The organism is Streptomyces sp. Ru71 (genome assembly GCF_002920535.1).
GTDB lineage: Bacteria > Actinomycetota > Actinomycetes > Streptomycetales > Streptomycetaceae > Streptomyces.
The window spans coordinates 1-15,095 of the sequence record NZ_PQSS01000067.1; the positions used below are offsets into that span (position 1 = coordinate 1).

The 15,095-nt window shown below is 69.5% G+C and carries 12 protein-coding genes and 1 pseudogene; 1 reads left to right on the forward strand and 12 read right to left on the reverse strand.

Going from position 1 to position 15,095, the window contains the following annotated elements; translation table 11 throughout:
• From C3489_RS29305 to C3489_RS29330, 6 genes and pseudogenes are all read right to left on the reverse strand, one after another.
• Positions 1–1,001 (reverse strand): annotated as a pseudogene (locus tag C3489_RS29305) (transporter); the annotation flags it as partial.
• Between the two features lie 6 nt (positions 1,002–1,007).
• Positions 1,008–1,289 carry a hypothetical protein gene (locus C3489_RS29310; protein ID WP_103785101.1) on the reverse strand — a complete coding sequence of 94 codons (282 nt, stop codon included), beginning with the start codon at positions 1,287–1,289 and terminating at the stop codon, positions 1,008–1,010.
• A gap of 225 nt (positions 1,290–1,514) precedes the next feature.
• Positions 1,515–2,861, reverse strand: a complete 1,347-nt coding sequence (locus tag C3489_RS29315; RefSeq protein WP_103785102.1) for an FAD-binding oxidoreductase — start codon at positions 2,859–2,861, stop codon at positions 1,515–1,517.
• Between the two features lie 42 nt (positions 2,862–2,903).
• Complete coding sequence (locus tag C3489_RS29320) at positions 2,904–3,599, reverse strand: transporter (RefSeq protein ID WP_103785103.1); 696 nt, start codon at positions 3,597–3,599, stop codon at positions 2,904–2,906.
• Positions 3,600–3,640: 41 nt separating this feature from the next.
• Positions 3,641–5,281, reverse strand: coding sequence for an MFS transporter (locus C3489_RS29325; protein ID WP_103785104.1), 1,641 nt, complete (start codon positions 5,279–5,281; stop codon positions 3,641–3,643).
• Positions 5,282–5,298: 17 nt separating this feature from the next.
• Complete coding sequence (locus C3489_RS29330; protein WP_103785105.1) at positions 5,299–6,198, reverse strand: phytanoyl-CoA dioxygenase family protein; 900 nt, start codon at positions 6,196–6,198, stop codon at positions 5,299–5,301.
• A 215-nt stretch (positions 6,199–6,413) separates the two neighbouring features.
• Between C3489_RS29330 and C3489_RS29335 the strand changes: the two genes are divergently transcribed.
• On the forward strand, positions 6,414–7,025 hold the full coding sequence (locus C3489_RS29335) for a TetR/AcrR family transcriptional regulator (protein ID WP_258055010.1): 612 nt from the start codon (positions 6,414–6,416) through the stop codon (positions 7,023–7,025).
• Positions 7,026–7,038: 13 nt separating this feature from the next.
• Here C3489_RS29335 and C3489_RS29340 read toward each other — a convergent pair whose 3' ends face one another.
• From C3489_RS29340 to C3489_RS29365, 6 genes are all read right to left on the reverse strand, one after another.
• A complete protein-coding gene (locus C3489_RS29340; RefSeq protein ID WP_103785106.1) occupies positions 7,039–8,502 on the reverse strand; it encodes an aldehyde dehydrogenase in 1,464 nt (487 codons plus the stop codon).
• A gap of 28 nt (positions 8,503–8,530) precedes the next feature.
• Positions 8,531–9,628, reverse strand: coding sequence for a Zn-dependent alcohol dehydrogenase (locus C3489_RS29345; RefSeq protein WP_103785107.1), 1,098 nt, complete (start codon positions 9,626–9,628; stop codon positions 8,531–8,533).
• Positions 9,629–9,725: 97 nt separating this feature from the next.
• Positions 9,726–12,134, reverse strand: coding sequence for an AMP-binding protein (locus C3489_RS29350; RefSeq protein WP_103785108.1), 2,409 nt, complete (start codon positions 12,132–12,134; stop codon positions 9,726–9,728).
• Positions 12,131–12,940 (reverse strand): gamma-glutamyl-gamma-aminobutyrate hydrolase family protein, encoded by an 810-nt coding sequence (locus C3489_RS29355; RefSeq protein WP_103785109.1) that lies wholly within the window; start codon positions 12,938–12,940, stop codon positions 12,131–12,133. The genes C3489_RS29350 and C3489_RS29355 overlap by 4 nt, the downstream gene beginning before the upstream one ends.
• A complete protein-coding gene (locus C3489_RS29360; protein WP_103785110.1) occupies positions 12,937–14,310 on the reverse strand; it encodes a glutamine synthetase family protein in 1,374 nt (457 codons plus the stop codon). The genes C3489_RS29355 and C3489_RS29360 overlap by 4 nt, the downstream gene beginning before the upstream one ends.
• Positions 14,303–14,965 carry a hypothetical protein gene (locus C3489_RS29365; RefSeq protein WP_103785111.1) on the reverse strand — a complete coding sequence of 221 codons (663 nt, stop codon included), beginning with the start codon at positions 14,963–14,965 and terminating at the stop codon, positions 14,303–14,305. Before C3489_RS29365 ends, C3489_RS29360 begins: the two co-directional genes overlap by 8 nt.
• Positions 14,966–15,095: the final 130 nt, after the last annotated feature.

Here is a 15,095-nt window from a genome sequence, read left to right on the forward strand (position 1 = left end):
CAGGACCGGGACGCCTGGCCGTTGCCGTCGACCGCTGCGATGTCCCTGCCGCCCACCGCGGCGGCGGCCGCGAAGCCCGTGGCGGTCACGAGGAGGAAGTAGGCAGCGGTCAGACCCACGGCGATGCTCATGGATCGCCGTGCCGAGCGCCCGGTGCGGGACGCGGCGACACGCAGGATCAGGTGCGGCATGACGGACATGCCGAGGATCATCACGAGGTGATCGCTGATCATGTTGAGCGGTATGAGGCTCGAAACGTGCGCCCACAGCCCCGGACGCAGGTAGTCGTCGGGCGCCACGCTCTTGTCCACCGCGGCGCCGAGCAGGCTTCCGGTGTCCCACGAGAACTTCCGCAGGGACAGCACCACGAGCACCGCGAGCGTCGCAAGGGTGATGCCGACCTTGACCACCTGCATGCGGCTGGTGCCCTTCAGGTCCGCCACGGCGGCGAAGCAGACGACGAGCCCGCCCATCAGCACCGTGCACAGCACCTGGGCGGCATCGGTCGACATGCCGATCAGCATGGCCGCGATGATGCCGCCGGCCCGTAGCTGGAGCACCAGCATGGGCAGTGTGATGGCGAGCGTCACCACCGCCGCGGCGACGCGTGGCGCCGAACCGGATGCCCGCAAGGAGAAGAGGTCACCGAGCGTGCAGCTGCCGCTGTCGCGGATCCTCTGGGCCAGGAGCAGCAGCAGACCGAGGGCGATGACGCTGTCGACGGCGGAGGCGTACCCGTCGTAGCCGAACAGGGCGATGCCCCCGGACGTCGCGAACAGCGTGAGGACGGAGATCTGTTCGCCGGCCTGGGCGAAACCGTTGAACACCGCGGAGAGCGAACGGTCGGCGACGTACAGCCCTTCCGGGCGGTCGTCGTGGGTGGCCAGCGTGAACACCCACAGCAGCGCCAGACCGATGAAGACGAAGAAGGCGACCAGCACCGGCCCCCTCGCCGCCGAACCGATCGGATCGTGCACGCCCGAGCTCAGGTACAGGACCACCGCGCTTCACCGCCACGCTTCGTCGGTCGGGGAAACGTCCGGCGCCCCAGCCAGGGGCATGCCGGACGTCAGGGACTGTTCGAGGGGATCGCAGACGCGCGTCGAGTGGTCCTCGTACCACCAGACGCTGCCGACGAAGACGCCGAGCTGCAGGATTCCCCAGACGATCCCCAGCGTTGAGCGCCCGTACACGGGAGCCGCTGCGAGACCGGCCGCGCAGGACAGCACGACGCCGACGGCGAGGGGGACCGCGTTGACGGCGAGGAACCTGCGCTGGGCGCGGTGCACTGCTCGGTGGAGCGTCTCGGCGCGTTGCGCACGGACATCCGGTGCCGGCTCACCGGACGGCTTCGGAACGAAGGAGGAGGGCACGGAACTCTCTTGTGAGTAAGGGTGCGGGGGTTCGAGCACGTGGTCATGAGCTGTCGGATCATTCGGATCGGTGGCAGGGACACGCTGAGAGCCTCTCGGCCCCAGCGTGTCCACATCACTCCCTGCCGTGCGGCCACAAGGTCAGGCCACAGGCACCGCGCCTCGCCGGGCGTTGCGCCGGCTTCCGTTGACCAGATCGTTGAAACGGTCGACGGCCCAGATGGTGCGCAGTCCCAGCGGGCTCATCATCATCGGACGAGGGAACTTCGGTTCCTTCGTCCACACCCCCTCCAGGTCCTCGTGCCGCTCGCCGTCGACGAGGAGATCGGCGATGAGGGTCCCGATGTAGGGCGCCTGAGCCAGCCCGTGACCGTTGCAGGCGATCGAGTAGAAGACGTTGTCCCCGATCTGCCCGGCCAGCGGCAGCCAGGACGAGGTGATGGCGATCCATCCACCCCACGCCCGCTCGATCGCGATGTCGGACAGGGCCGGGAACCGCGTCGCGAAGGCCTGTGCGAGTTCTTCGACGAGCGCCGGGTCCGGCTTCTTCTGCGGGAGTGGATACCTCGTGCCACGTTCGAGCCGCCGCACGCCGAACACGATGGTGTTGCGCGACGTGAGCCGGTAGTTCTCCATGATGGCGTGCTGGGTGACCAGCCCCGACCGACTGGTCCACCCCAGCGCCGCCAGACGGGCAGGATCGATGGGCTCGGTCTCCACCTCGATGACGTGGATGGGCACCGAGAGCCGTGGGGGAGTGATGTCCCACTCTCCCGCGTACGCGTTCGTCGCCAGGACGACCTTGTTCGCCCGCACCTGGCCCTGAGAAGCGGTGAGGACGACCTGACCGCGGTCGCGCGTGACGTCGGTGACCTTCGTCCGCTCGAAGACTTGCGCGGACGAGCCGAGCAGCGCGCGGCGCACACCCAGGGTGAACCTGCCGGGATTCATCATTCCCCCGACGACCTCGCGCATCCCGCCGAGGAATCCGCGCGGGATGCCGAGCTCTTCGCTCGTGCCCAGTTCCACGTGGCACCCGGCGCGCTGGAGAATCTTGGTCACACGGCGCACTCGGCCCATCTGTCCGCGCGACACCGCCGCGAAGCAGTTGCCCGTGGCTTCGTAGTCGCAGTCGATGCCGTGCGCCTTGATGAGGTCTTCCACGTGGTGCGCGGCGTGCTCGGCGAGCCGGATCAGGCCGGGCATCTTCTTGCGGTGGAGCAGATTGAGGAGTTGGAGGTCGCCGCCCGGAGCGCCCGCCAGTTGCCCCGCGTTGCGCGAACTCGCGCCGTGTCCGCAGAACTCGGCCTCCAGCAGGACCACGTCCTGACCGCGTTCGGCCAGTCGCAGCGCCGTCGACATGCCTCCGATGCCGCCGCCGACCACCGCGACGTCACAGGTGAGGTCGCCGGTCAGGGCCGGCTGGATGTCCGCGGGCGGATCGACCCAGCCGCTGAAGCTGGTGTACTCCACGTTGCCGGTCTTCATGGGTTGTTGCTCCTTCGAGCGTGCTCTGGTCCTTGGCGGGGCTCAAGCACGGGCAACGCTGCGCTCGTTCGAGGCCGGCTCCACACCTGTCGCCACGTTGTGGTCGTGCAGAGCGCGGTACGACCTGAAGTACACGAAGAGCTGGGTTCCCCAAGTGGCGAGCGCGAGGGTGTAGAAGATGGTGCGGTACTCGTCGTCGCCGGGAATCGGGAAGAAGTCGTAGATGACGGCGATGGCGGTCCCCGCGGCGGTGGCGAGCGCGGTGGCGATGGCCGGGCCCTTGGCACGGATCTTCCACAGCCGCCGCACGAAGTAGGCGAGGAACAGGGTGGTGAGAGCGTTGACCACGACGTAGAACGTCGCGGGGCCGAGGTGAAGCTCATGGCTGCGGAACTGCTGGAGATACAGCCCGGCGGCGATGGCCACCGCGAACGCGCCGATGTCGGCCGCCAACGTCGGCTTGTACCGGTGCGTGACGCGCATCAGGCCCATGACCAGGATCAGGGTGATGCCCACCGATCTGGAGAAGGCGTCGAAGAAGTACGCGATGTCGAACAGGTGGCTGTCCGGATCGCCTCCGAGGAGGGACCAGAGGAGGAAGTTCGAGCCGGACGTGGCGACGATCATCCATTCCAGGCCGAGCAGGTAGTTTCCGTACCGCCGGATGAATTTCCATCCGTAACAGAAGCCGGCGAAGATCATCCAGAGATCGGCCAGCATGAAGAGCAGTTCCTTCATGGTTGTTGCTCCTTTGAGTTCGGGCCCGATGTGCTGAGAGGTCAGCCGGCCGTGTGCTGTTCGAGCACGGCCCTGAAGCCACCCTTGTGCCGCAGCCGCGACAGCGCGGTCGCGAGGATGACCAGCGCCGGGAAGACGAGCGAGACGTAGTAGGCCGTGGTGTATGCCTGAGCGCTCGGCATGTGGGCACCTTCGAGGAGGTAGTCCGAAGCCCTGAGGTCCACCAGCGAGGGGCTCAGCTTGCCGGCCGTCATGCCGGCGACGTCCATCGAGTGGTACACGAATCCGGATGCGTTCAGCAGGATCGTGACGACCGCGGCACCGATCGCGATGCCGATGGCCATGACCGTGCCGGGCATTCCGGCCGCCATGCCGGCCTTCTCCTCCGGGACGACGAACTGCGGTATGGCGAAGGCGGCGCTGTAGCCGGCCCGGCTGCCCAGGCCGATGACGCCCGACGCGACGACGTACTCCCACGGCCGGTCATGAGCGACTGCCAGGGACAGCAGGCCGACCGCGCAGACCGCCGCGCCGCCGACCAGGATGACGCCGGGGCGACCGCGAGCGATGAGCCTCTCGGAGTACTTGCCGCTGATGAACATCGTCAGCGCGAACGGCAGCATGATCAGGCTCGTCTTCAGCGGATCGTAGGTCAGGCCGTACTCGGCGAACTTCGTCGACCAGCCCGTCAGCCCGCCGTCGGTCGAGACGGGCAGGCCGTTCGGGGTCTGGACGTAGTAGTTGGCCAGCACCAGGAACGCGGCATCGATACAGCCGAACAGTCCGGCCGACAGACAGGCCGTGGTGACGTACGGCGTGCGCAGCACCGAGATGTCGAAGACCGGCTTGGTGGACCGGCGCTCCGCGAAGACCCATGCGACCGCCGCGACCACGCCGACGAGGAGGATCACCGCGCTGTTCCTGCCGATGGCGCTGTCCGGCGGCGCGCTCAGGGGCAGCAGGATGAGCGCCACCCAGCCGATCAGCCACATCGTGTTCACGACGCCCAGGCGGCCCTTGGACTGCGGCGGAGAGTTCGGCACGACCACCAGCAGGGCGACGGTGGTGAGGAGGAAGAGCGCGGCCAGGATGTAGTAGAAGGGCGCGATCGACAGGCTCGGCAGCGAGCCGTCCGCGTTGAGGTGGGTGGGCAGTGGCCAGATCCGCACGGAGATGCCGCCGCCCACCATGCCCAGCACCACACCGCTCCCGGTGGCCATGATGAGGACCATGACCGCCGTGGACACTCCGTTGCCGGGCAGGTGCCGGCGCAGGAAGCTCAGCGGCAGCAGCTGGGCCGCGCTGCCGAAGCCGAGGAGCGCCGATCCGATCACCAGGGCGAGGTAGGTGTCCGCGATCGCCGCGATCAGTGCGCCTCCCACGAGGAAACCGCCGGCGAGCAGCGCCATGGCGCGCTCACTGAGCATGTCGGTCAGCCGTGGGATCAGTACGAATCCCGCGCCGCCGCCCAGCGTCAGCGCGCTGAAGATCCAGGTCGCGGCACTCACCGAGTTGTGCGCGTAGCTGGAGGTGATCAGGGGAAGGAGCGGCGGCACCATGAACGCCACCGCGTTCGTCACGGTGGCCAGCAGGGCGGCGACAGCGATCAGTGACCTCTTGTCGGCCGCGACACGGGCCGGAGCCGGCGCATCGGTCCGGCCGACTGTTCCTTGGATGTCCATGTCCTTAGCCGGCTTTCTCAGACGTGACCGGGCAGCCCGGCGCCGATGGAGGTGTAGTCGTCGCGACCGAGCAGGTCCTTGGGGTCGGACATCTGCCCGCCGACCTCTACCCAGCCGACGTAGTGCTCGGAGGACCAGTCGAGCGCTCGCTGGATCTCCTCGGGGAACGACCGGATCTGCTCCAGCGTGTAGGTGAGGAAGTGGTTCTCCTCCGGGCGCAGGAAGGCGAGGTCGTAGCCCATCGACAGGCCGAAGCGGTGCTCGTCCACGGTGGTGTTGCGGCCACCGGCGTGGTAGGTGGAGCCGATCCAGATGAGCGCCGAGCCGGCCTTCATCCGCGTCGGGACCGCCTCCTCCTGCCGCGGCGCGCGCTCGTCGTCCCACAGATGGGAGCCCGGAATCACGAGGGTGCCGCCGTTCTCGGCGGTGAAGTCACTGACCGCCACCATGATCTGCACCCGCGCCTCGCGCTGGTAGGTGGGGTGCCGCCACAGCCAGACCGAGTCGTCGCGGTGGAGCGGCTGCGCACCCTGTCCCGGGCCGATCTTGATGGCCATCGTCGCGCCGATGTGCATCCCCGCGGGGAAGGGCACCGACTCCTCACCCATGTGGGCGTTGATCGGCTTGTCGAGGATGCGCTCGGCGATGCCTCGGTACAACGGGTTCAGCGCGATCGTCGTCATGTGCTCGGTCCGCGCGAACAAGCCGCACGCACGCTTGGTCCTGTTGCCGGCGAACACCTCGTCGTGGCCCGTGTCGACCCCGTCCAGCACGGGGTCCAGGTCCTTCTTGATGCCTTCGATCGTGGCCTCGTCGAAGAGTCCTTCGATGATCACGCCACCGTCGCGCATGATCACCTCGACCGCGGTGTCCGGGGTGGCGTCGGGGGCGAGACGCGCGAGTTCGTTTGTCGTCATGACGGGGGGTCCGTTCTGGGAGGGAGGGCTGGGGCCGCACCGGAGGGGGGCGCCGGGCAGGCCGTGTGATCGGGCTCATACGCTAAAGCAAACTTAGTCAGCCGTTCAAGACATATGACTAAGAAATCCCGGATCGAAGAGGAGGTGGCTGTTAAGCTGGATGTTGACTTAATCAAGCGTCCAACTGTGTGGGCGCCTCGAAACGGGAGGGTTACGTGGCACGCCGGATTCCCGCCGCCCAACGGCGCAGCGACTTCATCAACGCCGCCGTGGAAGTCATCGCGGCCTACGGCATCGAGGGCGCGACAACCCGACGGATCGCGGAGCAGGCTCAGGCGAACCTGGCGATGCTGCACTACTGCTACGACTCCAAGGAGGACCTCTTCGCCGATGTCTACGACTTCGTGGCCGCCAAGTTCCGCGAGGTGATCAAGGCCAGTGACCCGCACTCGGACCTGATGGACACGTCTCGCCAACTCCTGCGCGGAGTCATGGAGTTCTACCTGGAGTCGGCCAGCTTCACCGCGGCCGCCCTGGAGCTCATCAGCTGGGCGGGGCGTCAGGACGGAGGCCGCGGTATCGCGGTGTACGACCAGGCGCTGGAAACGGTGCGGACCGTGCTGCGGAGCGCCCGCTCCGACCAGCCGGTCGAAGCGGAAACCATCAACCAGATCGCCTACGTCATCGCCACCCTGGCCGACGGCTTCGCCCTGAACTGGTTCACCTACGGGGACCGGTCCGCCGCGCTGGAGCAGATGGACATCACCGTCTCCGTACTCGACAGCTGGCTTGCGGCACGGCTCGGATCCGCGCCGGCAGCACTGTGAGGACGGTGTCGTCTCACAACGGCAGGTCGGGCGAGTCGACGCCGACCACCCGGTCGCCGCAGAAGACGCGCACCGACTCCGCCGGTCCGTGGCCGCCGATACCGGCCGGGCCCCAGAAGCTCTGTGCCGACTCCTCACCGAGGTCGGCGAGCTTGGCGCCGTTGACCCGCACCTCGCCGGCCAGGAGGCGGGAGCCCACGTCGATCGCACGGTCGGTGTCGGCGCCGAACACATAGGCGTCGAGGCCCGAGGGATGGGCGTTGGCGATGCGCAAGGCCTGTTCCTCGGAGTCCACGGCGTGCAGGGAGGCGACCGGACCGAACAGCTCGGCGGTGGCCCGATCGGGGTCGGCGCCGGCGGCGATCGTCGGCGACAGGAAGAAGCCGCCGAGCTCGGGCAACGGGGCGGGCCCGTGGATGCTCGCCCCCAGGTCACGCAGCCCCTGGATCCTGCCCTGGAGGGTCTGGAAGTGCGGCGCGTTGGAGATCGGGCCGATCTCGGTGTCCTCGTCGAGCGAGTGACCGACGACGAGCTTGGAGATCCGCTCGGTCAACGCCTCCAGCAGAGGTTCGACCAGGCCGCGGTGCGCGAGGATCTTGCCGGGCCCCTCGCACCACTGGCCGTTGAGCTTGGTCATGCCGTCGAGGATGCCGTCGGCGGCGACGTCGAGATCGGCGTCGTCCAGCACGAGCACCGGGTTGTTGCCGCCGAGCTCCAGCTGCAGGACCTTGAAGTCCTCCGCGGCGGCCCGCGCGATGGCACGGCCGGCACCCGGTCCGCCGGTGAACGAGACGACCTTGACGCGCGCGTCGGCAGTCAGCCTGGCGCCGATGTCGCCGCCGCCGTGCACCAGTTGCAGCGCGCCGCTCGGCAGGCCCGCCTCGACGAAGCACTCGACGATGATCTGCGCGCTGCCGGGCGCGTGCTCCGAGGGCTTGAGGATGACCGGGCAGCCCGCCGCCATCGCGCTGGCGATCTTGGCCGCGGGAATGAAGCTCGGACCGTTCCACGGCGTGAGGATCGCGGCCGGCCCCCACGGCACCTTGTAGAGGCGGACGTCGCGGCCGCCGGCGGACAGCGCGGTGACGCGCGGGATGTTCACCAGGTCCGACGCCGCCGCCCGGATCCTCGCGGGCAGGAAGGCCGCGACCTTGCGTGTGACGCCGATGGGGGTGCCGCTGGTCAGGGAGTCCGTCCGTGCGATGTCCTCGCTGCGGGTCTGAAGGATCGCGGCGACGCGCTCCAGCATGTCGGCGCGCTCCCGCCGGGCGTCCTCGTCCCAGCGGCCGATGTCGTACACGCGCTCCGCGTGCCGCAGTGCCCGTTCGAGATCGTCGGGTGCCGTGGTGACGAAGCGGTGGACGGGCTCGCGCGTGTTGGGGTCGACGTTCCACGCGTCGTCGACCGTCGGGCACTCGCTCCACTCGTCGGCGATGTAGTTCACCGGCTGGGGGATCGTGATGTCGTTGCTCGCCATGGAGCTCACCTCTGCGTTCACTCGTCGGTCAGGACTGGAGGTCGACGACGATGCGGGTCACGTCACCGGACTTCATCGCCTTGAAGCCCGCGTTGATCTCGCCGAAGGGGATGACCCGCGTCACCATCTCGTCGAGCAGCAGGCGCCCTTGCTGGTACAGACGGGCGAGCTGGAGGATGTCCTGCCGCGCCTGACCCGAGCCCATGTAGGAACCGATGAGTCGCTTCTCCTCGAAGAAGAAGTCCGACGCCGGGAGGGACAGCTCGGTGCCTCCCGGCGCGATCCCGACCAGGCACGCGGTACCGGTCGGGCGCAGGAGGGCCACGGCCGTCGCCGCGGTACGGGCCGAGCCGACCGCCTCGAAGGAGTAGTCCACTCCGTCGCCCAACTGGCGGTGCAGTTCCGTGACGACGTCGCTGCCCGCGCCGTTGATGACGTGCGTCGCGCCGTAGCCGCGCGCGGCCTTGAGCCGTGCGTCGTCCAGGTCGATGGCGACGATCGCCGACGCTCCGGCGAGCCTGGCCCCCTGGATGATGGCCGACCCGACGCCGCCGCAGCCGATGACCGCGACGGTGCTGCCGGGCCTCACGCGGGCGCCGCGGAAGACGGCGCCGACACCGGTGACGACGCAGCAGGCCAGCAGGCACCCGACGTGCAGCGGTACGTCGTCGGGGAGCTTCACCAGGGCGTTCTCCCGCATGAGGATGTGCCGGGAGAACGCCCCGATGTCGCCGAGCCGCTCGATCGGCCGGCCGTCCGTGGTCCGGAACGCCGGCCGCGGACGGCGGCGTATCTCCTCCACCCGCCGGCACTGGGTCGAGCGCCCCGCCTCACAGTTGGCGCACAGGCCACAGGAGGGGGTCAGCGCGCCGACCACGCGGTCCCCGGGACGCAGGCCGGACACCTGCGCCCCGACCGCCTCGACCACGCCCGCCACCTCGTGCCCGACCACGACCGGCAGGCCGGTCGGAACCGTCCCCGTCATGTAGTGCAGGTCGCTGTGGCACAGCCCCACGTTCGTCACCGCGACCCGCACCTCGTGCGGCTCCGGGTCGTCGACCCGGATGACGGTCAGTTCCAGCGGCTCGTTGACCGCGGTGAGCACCGCGGCCTGGGTGTCGATCATGTCGACGTCCCCTCTGTCGGTTCCTGTGGCATCGGTCTGTTGAAGGTGAAGGTGAAGGTGATGGAGAAGGTGAGGGTGAGGGTGAGGGCGAGGAGGCTTACGCGCCGGTGCCCCGGGCGGACCAGAAGCCCTTGATCCCCGCACCGAGGACTCCGCTCTCCCACGACGTCCGCGCGGCGAGGTCCTCACGGGCGAAGGCCGCTTCGATCTCCTCTGCCTGAGGGCGCAGGAGAGCCAGGTGGAGGGCCGTCGTGTTGCCCTGGGGCGTCCACTCGACGACGGTGTCGACGGCCCGGCCGATCAGCGCGTCGGGCTCGACGATCTCGTCCAGGAGCCCGATCCGCAGCGCCTCGTCGGCTCGGACGCGGGGCGATCCGAGCACCATGCGCATCGCATGACTCCCGACGAGGCGCCTGAGCAGCACGCTGGACGCGTTGGAGATCGTGATGCCCCGGCTGTTCTCCGGCTGGTAGTACTCCGTGGCCGGGGTTCCGATACGGGCGTCGCAGCACAGGGTGATCTCCGAGGCGCCCCCGACCGCGAGTCCGTTGACCGCCGCGACGACGGGTACCCGCGTCTGCAGGATGGCCCGGGTGATGTCGTGGAAGCTCGCGAACGCCTCCTCGAACTCGGCGTCCGTGGAGGGGGCGCTTGCAAGGTCCTCACCGGCGGAGAAGGCCCGCCCCTCGCCGGTGAGCACGATCCCGCGCACGCTGTCGCCGGTCCCGAACTCGCGGATGACCGTGGCCAGCCGCAGCCGGGTGGCCACATCCATGGCGTTGAGCTTCTCGGGACGCCGGAGCGTCAGCACCGCGACGCCCCGCATGACGTCGACGTCGAGGTGTCCTGCGCCGGATGCGGCAGGCGTCACCGTCCTGTTCCGTCGCGCGCCGAGGTCGTAGGTCACGCCCGGCTGCTCTGCGGCGCGTGCCTTGAGGGCCGGCTTGGAGATGCGCTCGGACGGCGTCCGGGGGAAGTCGGCCACGAACTCCACGTAGCGCGGCACCTTGAAGCGGGCGAGTTCCTTGCCGGCCCGCTCGACGATCGCCTCGGCCGTCGTACGACTGGCCGGCACACCGGCCGCCAGCTGGACGAAGGCCTTGACCTCCTCCCCGAGGGTGTCGTCGGGTTCGGCGACGACCGCGGCCGCCACGACCATGTCGTCGCGCTCCAGAGCGGCCTCGACCTCGACGCTCGCGACGTTCTCGCCGCCGCGGCGCACCATGTCCTTGATCCTGCCGACCAGCTGGATGCCCTGGCCGGGCCGGCGGACGACGACGTCACCGGTGTGGAGCCAGCCCTCGCGCAGCACCCTGGCCGTGTCCTCGGGACGGTTCCAGTAGCCGCTCATCATGGGCTTGCCCGAGACGACCAGCTCCCCGGGTTCGCCGTCCGGCACCTCGTTGCCGTCGGGGCCGACGACGCGGACCTGCTTGGTCGGCACCGGCTGCCCCAGGCTGCCGCTGCCGACGGCGCCGGCGTCGGCGAACGGGCTGAACAGGTCGACGCCGGACTCGGTCATCCCGTAGATCTCCCGCCACGGTGCGCCCCAGCGCTCCTCCACCTGGGCGTGCAGGGAGACGGGAATGCCCGAACAGAGCACCTGACGTACGCAGTTGTCGCGGTCCTCGGGCGTGGGCGGCTGCTTGAACAACAGCGTGGGCATCGATCCGAGGACGTAGAAGAAGGTCGCGCGGTGCCGGCGGACGTCGGCCATGAAGGTCGACGCGGAGAACCGGGGCAGCACGACCAGCGGGGCCCCGGTCGTGAGAGCGAGCGCCGTGTTCCACTGCGGGTCCATGTAGGAGAACGGCTGTGCGGTCAGGAGTACGTCCTCGGTGCCGAGTCCGGTCGCCGCCGCGCAGATCCAGCCCAGCCGGACCCAGTAGTCGTGCGTGAGCATGCACGCCTTGGGGAAGCCGGTCGTGCCGGAGGTGTACTGCAGGTTCGCCAGCGTCCCCGCATCCACCGGCACCGCCGGCGCCGTCTGCGGAAAGGGATCGGCCCCGTCGTCGGCGACGTCGACGACACGAAGGCCGGCGAGCCCGTCCTCGGCCGCCATGACGTCGGCGATCAGCGCCGCCCGTTCGGAGTCGGTGAACGCGACCCGCGCACCCGAGTCCCATAGGACGAAGGCGAGGTCGCCCCGCCGGTAGGACGAGTTGATCGGCACGGCGACCGCTCCGGCCTTCAGCGCGGCGAGCCACACGACCGGCCAGTGCACGACGTTCGGGAGCATGATCGCCACACGGTCGCCCGGCTGTACGCCGTCGACCTCGATCAGGCGGTGCGCCAGCCTGGACGTCCACGCGTCGATGTCGGCGAAGCTCCACGACCGGTCGCCGAAGCGCAGGAACTCCCGCTGCGGCGCGTCCTGTGCGCGCCGCGACAGCAGCCCGGTCAGGGTCGGGACGGCGGGGTCCTCACCGAGCTGTTCGGGCTTCACCACCGGCACCGGACGCGCCCGGGTGCGACCGGCTTGCTCCACCGCGGTGTTCTGAGTCATCGGGGGCTCCTGTGCGTGTGTTCACCGCGGCGGGCCGCGAGCAGCTCCGCCGCGGCCTGGACGATCCATGTCATCGTCGGGTCCGCGCTCTTCATCCACTCGGGGTGCCACTGGACTCCGAGCACCGGAGCACCAGGAAGCTCCACCGACTCGATCACGCCGTCGCTCGTCCGGCCGGTCACCACCAGGCCGGCGCCGCAGCGGTCGACGGCCTGGTGGTGCCAGGAGTTGGTCAGCGCGTGCTCGCCGAACAGGCCGGCGGCGATCGAACCCGTCTCGAAGGACACGAGGTGATCAGCGGTGCCGTCGGTCGGCGCGGCCTCGGTGGACAGGTGACTCACGGAGCCGGGCGGAAGGTCGGCGATCAGTGTGCCGCCGAGGGCGACGTTGAGCACCTGCAGGCCGCGGCACACACCCAGCACGGGAACGCCCTGCTCCAGCGCGGCCCGGACGAGGGCGATCTCGTACTCGTCCCGGGCCACGTCGTGGACCCTCGGGTCCGTCCGTGGATCGATGTCGCGGACCACGGCCGTGTCGCCGCCCCAGCACGCCGGATGGACGTCCTGGCCGCCGGTGATCACCACACCGGACAGCCACTGGCAGACGTCCGTCGCGTCGGTGTCGTAGGACAGGTGAACGGGAAGTCCGCCGGCCTCGGCGATCCGGCTCGCGAAGTCCGACATGTAGCTGTCGGTGCAGCGGTCGCCGTACCGCTCGTCGGCTCCCTCGATCAGCTGGAGCCGGTACCGCCGCCCGGTGATGCCGATCAGCGGGCGCACGGTCGCGGCCTCCTCACGCGCGCTCACGGCAGTTCGAAGTAGCGAACCGACTCCCACTCGGAGAGCTCGGCGAACGGGTCGCCGCCGGTGGTGTGGAACTGCATCCACTCCCACTTGCGCGACGCGATCCAGTAGTCGACGAACTCGCTGCCGAGGAGATCGCGCAGGATCAGGTCGGCCTCCAGGGCGGCCGCGGCCTTCGTGATGGTGTCCGGGATACGCTCGACGCCCAGGCCCGGCGGCATGCACCACGCCATGTCGGTGACCTGCTCGGGCGGCTCGATCTTCCGCTCGACACCGGCGATGACGCCGGCCAGCACGCCCGCGAGCGCGAGGTAGAGGTTCGCGTCCGCGCCCGGGAGGCGGTACTCCAGGCGGGAGTACTTGGGGTGTCCGCAGACGGCGCGCACCGCGGCGGTCTTGTTGCTGATGCCCCAGCTGATCGTGACCGGCGGCCCACTGAGGTCGACCAGCCGCCGGTAGGAGGTGATCTGCGGCAGCACGATCGAGGTGTTGCCCTCCATCGTCTCCAGCAGCCCGCCGATGGCGTGCAGCATCGTGTCCGACGGTCCGTTCTCGGCGTAGAACGCGTTGGCGCCGTCGCGCTGCAGGGAGAGGTTGATGTGGGACGCCTGGCCGTAACCGGCGGTGGGCTTGGCCATGAAGGTCACGCTGTGCCCGCGCTCGAACGCGACCTCGCGCATGATCTGGCGGGTGCGCGCCCAGGCGTCGCCGACCTTGATCGGGTCGCCCGGTGCGAGGTTGAGCTCGATCTGACCGGCGGCGTCCTCGTCGCTCCAGGCCTCCCACTCGATGCCGACCTCGTCGAGGCGGTCGGCCACGGCGTTCATGTAGTCGGTCCAGTCCTTGGACTTGGCCAGGTGGTACGCCGTACCCGCGCTGCCGCCCAGCGGAGTCAGGTCGCGGTACCCGCGGGCGCGCGCCTCCTGGATGGACTCCTCGAAGACGGTCGCCTCGATCTCGACCGCGACGGTCGCGGTGAATCCGTGCGTGGCCAGACGCTCGACCATCTTCCGCACGAGGTTGCGCGGACAGATCGGGACCGGCGTGCCGTCCTTGAGCCAGTAGTCGCCGATGACCGAGTCGAGGCCCGGCTTCCACTCGACCAGGGTCGACATGTCGGGACGCAGATAGACGTCGTCGAGGTGGCCACGCCAGGCGGGGTAGGCGGAACCGAGGGCGGGAAGGTTGCCGAGGTCGAGGCCGAACAGGAGATCCGCGAAGGGAAAACCCGCGTCCTTGCCGGCGGCGAACTTCTGGGGCGAGACGTTCTTGCCGAGGAAGCATCCCTCGTGGTTCGTCGCCTCCAGCCGGACGGCTCGCGCGCCGGAGTTGCGGAGCGGCGCGCTCGTGGCGGTGGTGCTGAGCTCAGACATCGAAACGGACCTTCCAGGAGGCGCCGGTCATCACCGACAGCTGGGACAGGGTGCCCTGGATGCCCAGGGCGCCCGAGGACAGGACGGCGAAGAGGTCGTCGGCTCCGGAGAACACGCCGGCGAGCGTCTCGGGAGCCCCGGCGATCAGGTACTGCGTGGTGCCCTCGCCGAGCACGGCCTGCTCCAGGCCCTCGGGCCCTTCGGTGACCGCGATCAGCACGTCGGGGATGCCCGGCAGGGAACGGGTGGCGTCCCAGAACCGCTGAGCGGCATCGCGCCACCCGGGCAGCGGCGGGGTGAGCGCCCGCAGGACGCCTTCGGCCAGGTCGGCGTCACCGGCGGGGTCGGCCGTCGGCGCGAAGCGCGCGTTGAGGTCGACGGTGACGGCCGCGTCCGGCTCGGCCGGCACGCCGCCGGCCACGTCGATGCCGTCGTCGCCGAAGGTGATCGTCGCGGCCTGGGGCGTGTCGTGGGAGCGAACGGCCACGGTGCCGGCCGACCGCGTCAGGGCGTCGACGGCATGCCCGGCGCGGGCCGAGTCACGCAGCGTGCGGCCGATCAGCCGCACGAGGGGACTGGCATCGTCCTCGATCCTGACGTCGACCTCCGCGGCACCCGCGGAGGCCGACGCGGGAGCCGTCATGGTTCCGGTCATCCTTCGGTCCTTTCGACTTTCAAGAGCCACGCGACGCGTGCGGTCGCCGCACGGTCTCGAACACATCCGGGATTTCTTAGTCACGTGACTGGGTCGGATGACTAGGATGGTGGGGCACGGTTCACACCGT

Bases quoted from the DNA above. Each gene is read 5' to 3' on its own strand.
- C3489_RS29315 (WP_103785102.1), bottom strand. From the start codon at position 2,861: ATGAAGACCGGCAACGTGGAGTACACCAGCTTCAGCGGCTGGGTCGAT.
- C3489_RS29320 (WP_103785103.1), bottom strand. From the start codon at position 3,599: ATGAAGGAACTGCTCTTCATGCTGGCCGATCTCTGGATGATCTTCGCC.
- C3489_RS29325 (WP_103785104.1), bottom strand. From the start codon at position 5,281: ATGGACATCCAAGGAACAGTCGGCCGGACCGATGCGCCGGCTCCGGCC.
- C3489_RS29330 (WP_103785105.1), bottom strand. From the start codon at position 6,198: ATGACGACAAACGAACTCGCGCGTCTCGCCCCCGACGCCACCCCGGAC.
- C3489_RS29340 (WP_103785106.1), bottom strand. From the start codon at position 8,502: ATGGCGAGCAACGACATCACGATCCCCCAGCCGGTGAACTACATCGCC.
- C3489_RS29345 (WP_103785107.1), bottom strand. From the start codon at position 9,628: ATGATCGACACCCAGGCCGCGGTGCTCACCGCGGTCAACGAGCCGCTG.
- C3489_RS29350 (WP_103785108.1), bottom strand. From the start codon at position 12,134: ATGACTCAGAACACCGCGGTGGAGCAAGCCGGTCGCACCCGGGCGCGT.
- C3489_RS29360 (WP_103785110.1), bottom strand. From the start codon at position 14,310: ATGTCTGAGCTCAGCACCACCGCCACGAGCGCGCCGCTCCGCAACTCC.
- C3489_RS29365 (WP_103785111.1), bottom strand. From the start codon at position 14,965: ATGACCGGAACCATGACGGCTCCCGCGTCGGCCTCCGCGGGTGCCGCG.